This is a genomic window from Centipeda infelix ATCC 43532, assembly GCF_000234095.1.
GTDB lineage: Bacteria > Bacillota > Negativicutes > Selenomonadales > Selenomonadaceae > Centipeda > Centipeda infelix.
Map to the genome: position 1 here is coordinate 410983 of NZ_JH376797.1, position 13158 is coordinate 424140.

Genomic DNA, 13158 nt, shown 5'->3' on the forward strand with positions numbered 1-13158 from the left:
ACAAGGGAGAAAGGAGCAGACCGCATAAAATAACTATTGTTGCGGCGACGAAAATATGGCATCACTCAATGAATTTGGACTGCAGTCTACTGCAATCGAAGAATGGATTCCGTGGGGCGGCATTGTTCGCCCTTCTGTCATGAAACAAAAAAACGGCTCTATGTTCAGCATCATCACCTATCATCCTTACACAACGGATCTTTCGACAACACTTCCACTTTGGGAGTTCCGGCGTGGTTGGGTCATTTGGAATGAGCACCAGCATTGTGCAGATATGCCAGGGCAAGACTATCTGATCCTTGGCTGGAATCCATTTTATGCGACCGGGAGAACTTACGTTGAAAATGCCCTGCGTCCGAAAATCTCGATCAATGAGACTGTGGACTACTTTGAAAAAGAGGTTCACAGTTTCTTGGCAGATTTTCAAAAAATAACATCGGCCAGACTTTTGGAATATCAGGAGATCATGGATGTCCTTTCCTTTTCTCTCTCGATGGGAGACGATCGCCAGGAACTTCCGGATTGTCCCCTCTACATGGATGCATTGCTCTCGCAGGACATAGATTTCCAATTTGGCGGAAATGATATTTTCATCAATGGTAAGCGTGTATGTGCTGTTTCTTTGCTTGCTCCGTATGAACTTGATGAAGTTTATAGCCGATTGGAGCACATGACCTATCGTCATACACGCAGACTTCTATTGTTCAATGAAAAAGAGGCGAAACGAGATTTCCTCAAATATACAGGGAAGTGGTTTCCTACAAGGTCTGTTCTCAGGCGCATGGCGACGGATGACATCATAAGTTCGTATAACGGCTATTATACGGATACCTTCCTTTTCCATCTGGATCAGGCAAATGACGAACCGTTCCGTGCATTTTTTACAGATGTTTTAGATCGTGCATACCTCCCTTATATCGTGGAGGAATACAACTTGAAGAAAGTGTTTTGGGGAAATCTTCCAGGGCTGTACCTTGCAAATGCAGATCCACCAATCACCGGCTTTCAAGATCTCGCCGAATTCCTTCATGCACATATCGAAGTGCAGAAAGAGAATGAGGATGTTTTGGAGAAGGCGGAGAACAGCCTCATCGACGTGAATGTTGAAGTGCAGGAAGATATCGAAGATCATGCTTATGAAGGAGTGAATGCCTAAATGTATCGCTTGGATCGTTTCCTGATAAAAAGTGAACCTTTGAAATATACGCTGCCGTGGGCAAGGATTATTCCGGGATCGCCGACGATCGTACTGAATAAGGATGGCTCCATCCAGACAACCTTCAGCTATCGAGGTCCGGATCTGGACTCTGCCATCAGGGAGCAGCTGTCCGTCATGACGCAAAAATTAAATTCCGTCTTCATGGCAATGGATACGGGGTGGGTTATGTTTTTCGAGTCTCAACGGATTCCTTCCACAGATTATCCAACGGACGCTTATTTTCCAGATCCGATTACCAAAATCATGGACGATGAGCGCAAGGAGTTCTTCAGCAGTGGAGACTCTCATTTTGAATCGAACTATTATGCCACGCTCTACTGGATGCCGCCAAATGATCACGAAGGTCGGTTACGGTCTTTTGTTGTTGAGGGAAAGAAACAGAAAGGTCTCACGGAAGATGACTATCTTGTTGCCTTCAAAACAGTCGTAGAGGCAGTCTATGAAGCGTTTTTTGCGTGCCAGATCCCCTGTGAGATCCTATCGGCAGATGAGATGGTTTCCTATCTCTATTCGACCGTATCCATGCATCGCCGTAAGTTAAAACTTCCAAAGCATCCGCTGCTTTTGGATCAATTTCTCTGTGATTCTGCACTTTCCGGTGGCTTGGAGCCGCGACTTGGCAGTAAGCACATGCGAATTGTTACGATTATTGGCTACATGGATAACACCATTTTCGGGATCTTCGATAATCTGAATCTGCAAAATTTTTCTTACCGATGGATCTCCCGTTATTACTGCCTTGGGAAATTGGACTCCTTAGATGAAGTCCACAAGAAAACAAGGGAATGGAAAGCCAAATTTAAGGGCGTTATGGATATGGTGCGGGAATTCGCAAGTGGTCAAGAAGATAACAGCAACATCAATCAGACTGCCGTCACTAAATATCAACAGGCAAAAACGGCAGAGATGTGGATCGAATCAGATATTACATCCTACGGCTATTACACATCCTGCATTGTTGTTTTGGCTGATTCGCCGGATGAAGCGGACGTGCGGGCAAAAGCCGTTGTCCAGACGATCAACAACATCGGCTTTAAGGCGAAAGTCGAGGATCTCAACAGTGTGGATGCGTGGATGGGAACACTGCCGGGCAATGTCGGTCGTAATGTACGACGACATTTGGTATCTTGTACAAATCTCATTCACATGATGCCGCTTTCAACAATATGGGCAGGTGCATCACGCAATAAACATTTAGATGGTCCGCCGCTGCTTTATACACAGACATCCGGAAATACGCCGTTCCGATTAAGTCTGCACGTCGGTGATGTTGGTCATACTCTCGTAGTCGGCCCTACTGGCGCGGGGAAATCCGTGTTTTTGAACATGGTGGAGGCATCGTTCCGAAAATACAAAGATGCTCGCGTCTTTGTGTTTGATAAAGGAGCATCCAACTACGTCCTCACACGGGGCGTTGGAGGAACCTTCTTCGACCTCGGTAACGAGGAGTCCGGCGCATTATCGTTTCAGCCACTGGCAATGATTGATGACGACAAAGAGCGTCAGTGGGCGCTTGAATGGATCTGTGACTATGTACGGCAGGAAAATCTTGAAATCACACCGGAGCGCAAGCAGCTGATCTGGGATGCCCTAGAAGCCGTGGCTACATCATACGTTGGGGAAAATAAGCGTCTGCGGCGCATGACGAACCTTGTGAATGCGATCCAGTCAGAAGAGCTTAAAAATGCACTTGCACCACTTTGTTCCGGCGGGCCCTATGGCCGTATCTTTGATTCGGATGTAGATAATCTCCAGCTTGGTTCATGGCAGACCTTCGAGATGGAAAAACTCATGAACACACCGCAGATTGTCGGTACGACGCTTATGTATATCTTCCATCGAATCGAGCAGAGCCTGAAAGGGGAGCCGACCATCATCGTCCTGGACGAATGTTGGGTGTTCTTTGACAATGAGCAGTTTGCGGCCAAGATTCGTGAATGGCTGAAAGTTCTCCGTAAGGCGAATGCTTCTGTTATCTTTGCAACGCAGTCCATTACGGATATTGTCAACAGTCCAATTTTCCATACAGTACTTGACTCCTGCTATAGCCGCATATTTCTCCCCAACAATGATGCGTTGGAAGAAACAATGAAGGAGAATTACGGTCTGTTTGGCCTCAATCGGAGACAGATTGAAATTATCGCATCGGCAACAAAAAAGCTGCATTACTACTATGTATCCTCTTACGGATCACGTCTTTTCCAGTTGGCACTGGATGCATGTCCTGTGTCGCTTGCCTATGTTGCTGTCAATACCGAGGGGGTCATTGCTGCGAAAGAAATCTTTCGGAAGTATGGTTCGGAAGGATTCAATCGCCGCTGGCTGATGCGTTCCAATATTATCGAGGATAAATCGGCTGATCCACCGGAAGAAATTGCTGCTCAGTGATGTTTCGTGTAGAAATGAGGCGTTACTATGTTGTTATACTTCGTACTCTTTCTGTTTGTGAGTATTACGGCTTGGCTGCTCTATCGCATGAACCAAGTAAATATGCATCTTGCAGAAATAGAGGATAATTTACGGATGTCAGAGCAGCATATACAAAGTCTTAGAGCCGGTTTGAAGGAGCTGATGAGATACGACGATCTTTACGGCGAGGAGCGCAGGGGATGAGAAATATTACAGTCGAATACCTTGATCTTCTAGGCAAAATTATCGTTGAGAGAAAAAAGCAGGATTCTGGTATACCTCCTCAAAATCGACAGGCAGAAAACTATGAAAACGACCTGACCGCCTCAATTCGATTGTTGGAGAAGGGATATGATGTGAAGTCAGTCATGTCTGTCATTCGTGACAAGTCCCCAATGACGAAACTTCTTCCGGATGTACGTGCAATGGTTTTGTACACCGGAAAGGTCATGGAGAATGTCAATGATGTATGGACGATGCGTGCGGAGCGTAGCCTTTTAGAGGCCGCGGGAAGCTATCAACGTCGCATTGCAGCACAAAGATCAACATCAGCGATTCGCGGGGATTACCAAGTTGGCATGGCCATGATTTTGAAAGACGGATTCCATTTATCTCTCGTGGAGCAGGTTATTCGGCGTTCTGCGATGAATCGGGATGCGGATGAATCCTATTTCAACACACTTTTTTCTGCCCTTTCAGACGGCCAAAGCCGATATGCTGAAATTTTGGCATATGATGCGGATACCATGCATAGCGAAGTAGACGTGTATCGGAAATTTGCCCGAGAATACATGGATAGGACGCATACCACCATCCTTTCCAGCGACGATGAACAGAACATCATCGAAACGATCTATCGGGATTATATGCAGCGGCTTCAAGAAGAGCAGCCGAATTATCATAGAGATACGCAGCGTATGATGGCTTTATTGGAGGAACAAGTGCAGCCGATTCTTCGTAAGGCAATCATCCTTGCGTCACCTATTTACGTTGAGGCGGGACGCAACAAGAAAGAGTATCTTGCGGGAACTTTTTCTGTGATTCCTGAGAGCCTTGGATTCGACCGACAGAACGAATCGGCTTATACCAATCTTACAAAAGGTCTTGCAGAAGAGAAGACCGACCACAAATATGGCCGCGCAGCAATACAGCTTCTGCGCCGTCATATCCATGCTGAGGACGTAAAACGACATCTTATTACATTGGCAATCGCTGCCGCACTGACCGATCCGAGTGATTATGCTGCTTTGATTTTGGCGCGGGCGCAAGCATTTCTTGCAAGAGAAAATGCAATCAAGGCATTTGATGGACAGAATTCAGACTCGTGCATAAATGACTATATAGGGAATATGCATTGTCAATATATTGAAAAAGGCTTTGTGAATCCCGATATGGATATTGCCGCGATGAAAGAACTACTCCTCAATGGACGGTATGAGCAGGATCAGATCAAAGATGTGATGATGCGTTATTCACCAAACGCTGTATTTGATGGTGTAGATTATCTCTCATACGTTCAAAAACTTGCCGATCATGAAATTGCACGCGAGAATGAAAAACTGAGTCACTACGTTGTCATACCTCGCTCGGATATGAGGGAGAATTACGAAGAAGAGTACCAATATCAGCGGCAAAAGATGGAAGGGCGCATCCGTCTCCCGTATAACATTACGATGGATGCGAAAATCGTAAAGGCACTGTTGAACGCCGGGGTAGAATCCAGAAATCTATCACCGATGCTTTCTCGATACAAGCCAAAGAATTGGGACAAGGATTATCCTGGTGTATCGTATGGCTCTTATGTCATCAAGCAAGCCGAAAAGAATAGTCAGGAGAAGCGGCAGGTTCAAGAACAATTCATTGTTCGCACACGGACAACAACAAACAACACAGATAATACATCTGCCTGAATCGGGGGGTGCAGGGGGCATTGCCCCATGAGGAGGCGGGTGGGGTGGCGGTAGCAGTAGGCATGGTATGGAATACCTTCCATACGATGCTTTCTGCGAAAGCCAGATTATTATGGAACAGTGAATGAGCAGAAGGTTATTTTTTTCTTGAGAGTGCAGCAACGCAGAATGAGCGAATAGCGAATGTAGCAACGCGGAACGAAAAGAAAATGATAACCCTGCGAAATGACTGTTCCTTTCCTTTTCACCTCAATTTGCAACTAAATACAGTTGCAATAAAAATAATGGAATGCTATAATCTACTTGAAAAAGGAATTTCCTCTGTAAAATCATAGGATTTTGAAGCTGTACTTTTGGACTACTATGGAAGCAGTAGAGCTTGCATAGGAGGAAACCGCATGGACGAGAAAGAACAGCTTCAGGTCGAGATACGGAATCATCTTATCGAGGTAGGTGGGAGCACTTATCAATATAAAAATTTCCTTGATACAATCGCAAAGTTTCACAAATACTCTATCATAGAGCAGATCAATCTGCATTATCACGCACCATCTGAGGCAAGTGCCGTTGCTCCGGATTACGTTTGGAAAAATTCTTTCCGAACAACATTGCGTGATGGGGCAGTTGCAATCCCGCTCTTGGTAACACAGGACAATGAGCAATATGATGTGCGGTATGTCTATGATATGCGAGATACTCTCGCATATCAGAATGGCGAAGCTGCTTTGCAGGGGATTCCGTGGAAGTTTTCCCCTGAATACGAAAACCTCGTGAAAAGCGCATTGGATAGTGCGTCTGCACAATCAATAGATGCGGCGATTCGTGCAAAGGTTGTTGAGCTAACCACAGCCCAAAACACGGCACATGATGATTTTATTACGGCAAGTGTTGAGTACATTGTGCGTTCCCGCCTTGGACTCTCGAATCAAACTACATTCCCGGAAGAGATGAGTATACCGCAAGATGTTCATATTGCGGTGATTCTGGGAGAAGTTAATCAAATATCGCGCACGATCCTGGATTCGATTGGCAAGGTAATTACTGTGGCAAATAGAGAAAATGCTGCAAAGAAGGAGGCTGTTTCAAATGAAAATGACCGAAGAAATGATCCTGAAATCTCTTTATGGGACATGGGGCGATATGAGAAGGGAGTACCTGAGAAAGACGCAGCCCGAGGAGTGGCAGCGAATGCTGGAGGACGGAATACTGGATCAGTACCTGCAAGAGTACGAAGAAACGATGTACGAGAGGTCGGAGCAGATGACCGAGGAAATCTGCCGGCGGGACAACGTGACAGAGGAACTCAAGAAGCGCGACGTAATGCAGTGGATCCACAGGTACAACAACGTTCTGGCCGAGGTGCGGGAACGTCTGACGGAAGAGATCATGCCGGCAGTCCAAGAAGCCTCAGTGTAGGGGACTTCTCTATCACGATCCCCGAGACATTGCAGTCAGAATCGGCAAATAAGATTTTTGCAGATCTTCAAACAGCACGAGAGGAAGGGCAGATTACGAGTGCGCAAGCCCGTGGAATCTACCTTTCTTTCGTGCGTGAACTTATGTCTGCCGAGGCTCTTACGACAAAAGAACAGGATGCGTTGATCGGACGTGCATATTATGAGGTCGCTGCGACATATACCAGTCCGATAGTTATTCAACAGTCTGCCCGCAAGGAACAGGTAGAGACTGTGCGCAGCGTTCAAGAGGAGACCATTCCGAAAGAAGCACCTGTCAGCAAAGAAGATACCGCATTATCCATGAATTCCTCAATCAAGACATGGTATCCGGAAAAATATCCGAATGACCAGAGTGGAACATACTTGGAGGATATTACCTTTCAGGAACTTACCGATGCACTTCCAATGGGAAGTGAGCTCTATGCATATGCGGGAATTGATTCCAGCGATGTCCGAGAGCGTTTGTTCATACAGCTTGCAGAGCTATCTGAACGCCCCTACGATGATATTTTAAGTGTTTGGACAGATTCCCCATCAGCCGACCTCGTGAAAGAACAGCTGGAGGAAACGGTCAACGATCCTGAGAATATACCAATGGATTCTTCCACTATTGAAACAGACCCCCCCTCTGAAATTCATGAAATCGAGGAAACGGTACGTCCTGTTTACGAAGCTGAGATAGTTGATCCGCAGACAATTGAAGTTCCTGCGTCGGAAGATCATATCGAAATAAATGTGCCGCCCACCATTGATGCCGAATTTACAGAAGTAGATCTTTCCAAACTGGATTTATCTGCGGATATGTCCACGATGGCAGGGAAAAGAGCTGTGTTTGAGCGAAATATGGCAGCCATTCAAATTGCCAATCATTTGGAACGCACAGGAAATCTCCCAAACGAGCAGGAACTTGAGGTGCTGAGATCCTATTCCGGCTTTGGAGGGATCTCGGAGGCTTTTGATGCACGCAACACCACATGGCACAACGAATACGTGCGGGCAAAAGAAGTAATGACAGAACCTGAATACTTATCAGCACGAACATCTACGCTGGATGCTTTTTACACACCGCCGGAGATTGTTCAGGCAATTTATCAGGGACTTGAAAAAGCAGGTTTTAGGGAAGGGAATATACTTGATCCATCGACCGGCACAGGACGCTTTCTGCACCATATGTCGGAAGACATGAAAGAGCGCAGCCACAGAGTTGGTATTGAGCTTGACACGCTGACGGCGAAGATTGCGCGGTATGCGACGGATGGCGCAGTCATTCTGAATAACGGATTCGAGCGCACCAATTTCCCGCAAAACGCCTTTGATCTTGCGATTTCCAATGTTCCGTTTGGAAATTATATCATCACGGATTCCAATTATGACGGGAACTACTTTGTTCACGACTACTTCCTGAAAAAAATGATGGATCAAGTTCGGCCGGGCGGTCTTGTTGTTGCGATCACAAGTCACGGAACAATGGATAAAAAGGATGACACTCTCCGTAGAGAACTCGCTCAAAAAGGTGAGCTGATTCGTGCTGTCCGACTGCCGAACAAACTATTCGCGGGTGCGGGCACGGATGTCCTGTCGGATCTTCTGATTTTTAGAAAAAGAGAAAAAGAACTGGCTCCGAATGCTGAGATGCCGGCATGGGTAAACGCTGATCTACAGGAATTTGTCTACTTTGACAATGGAAAGCGCGTCGAGGACGGGTATCACCTGAATCGTTACTTTGTAGAGAATCCGACCGACATACTTGGAACACTCTCGGCACGAAACAGGGCATTTGGTGTAGAACCTTACGTTGAAGGTGACGACCGTGGGATAAAGGCACTTGCGGATGAACTGAGTGCTGTTCTTTCTGGCATTCCGACCAATTCGTATCAGCCTCTTCCAGTTGCTCTCCCTGTCCCACAAGAGATTGAAAGGCCATCCAACAATCAGCCTTTCGGCTTTTATGAGCAAAATGGATCCCTCGTCTACTATACGCCACAGGGGAAAATCGAGGCAAAGGGCTTCGACAAAAAGAATGAACAAAAAATACGTTCGGCGATACGCATTCGCGATGTAATCCGTGAGATGTTTGACGCTGAGACGTATGGCTGCAGCGATACAGAGCTTGCTCAATTTCAGGACAAATTGAATCAGCTGTATGAGGAGCATACAAAAAAATACGGGCGTATTCACCAGGATAAATCCTTCCGTCGTGTTTTCTCCATGGACGCATCCTATCCGATCCTGCTTTCATTGGAGATCGTCGAAAATGATGAGTACATCGGACGGTCAGATGTTTTCTCCAAGCGCACCATCCATGCTTATTCAGCTCCAGATCACGCAGAGACACCGGGCGAAGCTCTAATGATCTCCATGCAGGAAAAAGGACGTGTCGATATTCCGTATATGGCGAAACTGACGGGAATGTCTGCCGAAGATGTTGTGCGAGACTTGGAATATACCAGTATTTTCGAGGATATGGAGACAAATTCATATCTTCCGGCCGATGAATATCTGTCCGGGGATGTTCGCGCACGCATGGAGGCTTTGGAAAAACAGATCCAAAAGTGGCAGCAAGAGATGGAGGATGTTGTAAAAGAACAAGCATTTCCTGTACCGAAGGACTTTCCGTATCGGCTGTCCGGGCGTAACTTACCTCTCGAGAAAATGGCGCGATGGAATGCCATTGGATTTCTTTCAGACGAAGATAAGAAAACACTGTTTCGGGGAGAAAACAGAGAGGCGTTTTACTATGTACTGAAACATTCCTCGGAGCAGTTTCAAAAAGAATATCTCCGTTTCTTGGAAGAAAATGCCCCAGAAACGGGGGCTGCTCTGAACGATCCTATGTTTTATTTGGAGTGCCTACGGAACAACGTCATGTTTGATTTCGATGTCAATGAAACACATCGCATATTTTCAAAGACGCTTGCATCGTTGGGACTGGATCATCGGGATCTTACCGAAGAAGCGACAGAAATTAAGATGATGGGCTTTCTTTATCAGACGTTCTCAGATTACCAGAGAGGCGCACATCCAGAAGTCTTGGAGCCACAGCGATTGGTCTCGGCACTTCAGGAACATCTGCGAACGTATGACGAGAAAATCGAAATAACGAGAAACGGTGATGATAATCCGCTCATTTCCTATTTGCGCGATGAGATTCAGCGGGCTGGCAAGAATTTGGAGGCTCTGGAAAAAGTAAAACCGAAGGATCTGACCGCCGATGAGATCAAAATCAATTTAGGCGCAACGTGGATTCCGACGGAGGATATTGAACAATTTATTCGAGACGTACTGGAATATCGCGGGACAAATCGCCTTGTTCAGTATGCTGCCTCCACGGGAGAATGGAAGGTGGAGCATAACAGCGGGGACGCTTATCGCTCGAATCAGGTCAAGATGTATTCGACCTTTGGAACGAAAGATACAAACGCGTTGGCCATACTCGAGGCTGCGCTCAATCACCGGCAGATTCGGATTCGTAATGATAAAGGGGTGGTGCTTGAGGAGGCATCTCTGCTTGTGGCGCAGAAGATGGATAACCTGCGGGACGAGTTCCTCAAATGGGTGTATCGGGATGAAGAACGAAAAATGCGACTGGTGAGCTACTACAACAGGCACTTCAACAATATCGTACCGCGTGAGTTTGATGGATCTCGGCTCACCTTTCCGGGGATGAATCCGGAGATAGAATTGAAAAAGCATCAAAAAGATGCTGTTGCACATACGTTGTATGGTGGAAACACACTCCTTGCCCATGTTGTTGGAGCAGGAAAAACTTTTGAAATGCAGGCCTCTGCAATGGAATCGAAGCGGATCGGCCTCTGTAAAAAATCGCTCATGATTATGCCAGGACATTTGACAGAACAGTTTGGTGCGGAATTCTTGCGGCTTTATCCGAATGCGAAAATTCTAGTTGCGACACCCAAAGATTTCCAGAAAGATAAGCGTGCTGAGTTTTGTGCCAAAATTACGGGGCAGGACTGGGATGCCGTCGTCATGAGCTACGAGCAGTTCGGGAAAATCCCGCTTTCATTGGAGCGGCAGGAGCAGTTTCTAAAGCGCGAAATCCAAGAACTGACGGATTCTCTCGAAGCGCTTAAAATAGCGAAAGAGGGGAGAGGCTTCTCTGTGAAACAGATGGAGAAGCAAATCAAGAAGCTGAAAAAGCAGTATGAAAGCGTCATGGAGGCGTATCAGAGCCGTCAGGATGCGACAATTACATTTGAGCAGCTTGGAATTGATCGACTGTACGTCGATGAAGCTCATTTTTACAAGAATTTGTCGTTTACGACCAAAATTCAGGGATTGAATGCCACGGGCGCAGAAAAATCGACGGATCTGCTTGCCAAAATTCAATATCTGAACGAGATCACAAATGAGCGCGGTGTTGTTTTTGCGACAGGAACACCTCTCTCAAACTCTATGGCTGAACTTTATACCCTTCAACGGTATCTGCGGCCTAGCCGCTTGGAGAAGCAGGGACTCTATCACTTTGATGCTTGGGCAAGTGCTTTCGGGCAGGAAACCACGACCATGGAAATCGACCCGGCCGGCAAAGGCTTCCGCGCCAAGACGCGCTTTGCACGATTCAACAACATACCGGAGCTGATGAGTATGTTCAAGGAGTTTGCGGACGTGAGAACAGCCGAGAGTTTGAAGTTGCCTGTGCCGGAATATGACATCAACATCATAAAGGCAGAGGCCTCTCCTCTGCAGAAGGAGCTTGTTGATCGCCTTGCCGAACGCGCAAAACGCATCCGGCAGCGCAAGCCGATCCGACTGCGTGAGGATGCTGATGAATCCAGCGGAAAAGGCATGGATAATATGCTGGTCGTCGTCAAAGAAGGACAGTCTGCTGCGCTGGATCCCCGCATTATTGATCCAAGTTATCCGGATAATCCAGCCGGGAAGGTTAATCTGTGCGTCAACAATGTATATGACATATACAAGGAGACAATGGATAAGAAGTCAACGCAGGTGATTTTCTGTGATCAGTCTACGCCAAACGCAAAAGCTCCATTCACTGTTTATGGGGATATTCGGGATAAACTCATGGGAAAAGGTGTGCCGAAAGACCAGATCGCCTTCATCCATGATTATGATACACCGGAAAAGAAGGAGGCGCTTTTTACGCGCGTTCGGAAGGGCGAAGTGCGGATTCTTTTGGGATCCTCAGATAAACTCGGCGTTGGAACAAACATCCAGGATAAGTTGATCGCTTCGCATGATTTGGACTGCCCATGGAAGCCGAGCCAGATCGAGCAGCGGTTTGGACGTATCGTTCGTCGAGGAAACGAAAATGAGAAGGTCAAGGTCTTCCGTTATGTAACAGATGCGACCTTTGATTCGTATATGTGGCAGACGAATGAAACCAAACAGAGGTTCATCTCACAGGTCATGACGAATCGGACACCAGTGCGCGAAGCAGACGATGTGGATGAATTTACAATGACCTATGCGCAGCTGAAAGCCGCTTGCACGGGGAATCCTCTCTACAAGGAGCAGTTCGAGTTGCGTAGCGACCTACAAAAACTAGGTGCAGAGCGTGCGCAGTATTTGGAAGACCAATCCAGGCTGAACAATCGCCTGAATGTCGGACTTCCAGCGTATATCAAGACGGCCGAGGGATTCCTTCAGAATATGCGGAAGGATATTGATACGCTGAATCAGAACGTAGATGATAAGTCACTCGTTTTGGGCGGTGTAACATATAAGACCCCGAAGGAAATCGGAGAGGTGCTGGCCGATTGTGCGCGTGCGATTTATGATGGTAAATTCAAGGAAACTCCGCGCGGCCGCTATCGCGGTATGAAAATCTCGATTGTGCAGAATGAGCAGCACAAGATCGATGTCATTATGTCCGGCATGACTACAACGAGCTTCCGCATCGGTGCTACGACCCCAGAGGAAAATGCAACACGCCTGGAAGATGCTCCGCGTACCGTTTTTGAGAAACTCCCATCGGCAGAAGCAGAAGTGAAGCGGCTGTACCAAGAAGTCGAGGACTGCAAAGAGGGGCTTGGCAAGCCATTCCCGAAAGAGGAAGAGTACCAAGAAAAAACACTGCGGTTTAACGAGGTCAATTTGCTGATCGAAGAACAAAACAAGCAAGAAGATCAGCAGGTAACAAAGACTCTCGAAGCAAAACAGGAGGAAGCGGTCGCTCGCTGAA

At 46.8% G+C, this 13158-nt stretch carries 5 protein-coding genes; all 5 read left to right on the top strand.

All coding sequences use genetic code 11. The annotated features are described in order from the left end of the window. Positions 1 to 55 precede the first annotated feature (55 nt). The 5 genes from HMPREF9334_RS12100 to HMPREF9334_RS11340 all read left to right on the top strand — a co-directional run bounded on the left by HMPREF9334_RS12100 (position 56) and on the right by HMPREF9334_RS11340 (position 13157). A complete protein-coding gene (locus tag HMPREF9334_RS12100) occupies positions 56 to 1156 on the top strand; it encodes a hypothetical protein (protein ID WP_006691838.1) in 1101 nt (366 codons plus the stop codon). After that, positions 1157 to 3607, top strand: a complete 2451-nt coding sequence (locus HMPREF9334_RS02040; protein WP_006691839.1) for a TraG/VirB4 family ATPase — start codon at positions 1157 to 1159, stop codon at positions 3605 to 3607. A gap of 57 nt (positions 3608 to 3664) precedes the next feature. Beyond that, positions 3665 to 3832 carry a hypothetical protein gene (locus HMPREF9334_RS12250; RefSeq protein WP_169311777.1) on the top strand — a complete coding sequence of 56 codons (168 nt, stop codon included), beginning with the start codon at positions 3665 to 3667 and terminating at the stop codon, positions 3830 to 3832. Next, entirely contained in the window at positions 3829 to 5538 is a 1710-nt protein-coding gene (locus HMPREF9334_RS02050; RefSeq protein WP_006691840.1) for a hypothetical protein, read from the top strand. The genes HMPREF9334_RS12250 and HMPREF9334_RS02050 overlap by 4 nt, the downstream gene beginning before the upstream one ends. Positions 5539 to 5936: 398 nt before the next feature. Next, the gene (locus tag HMPREF9334_RS11340; RefSeq protein ID WP_006691841.1) at positions 5937 to 13157 is read left to right on the top strand and encodes an N-6 DNA methylase; all 7221 of its coding nucleotides are present in this window, start codon (positions 5937 to 5939) and stop codon (positions 13155 to 13157) included. Position 13158 lies beyond the last annotated feature (1 nt).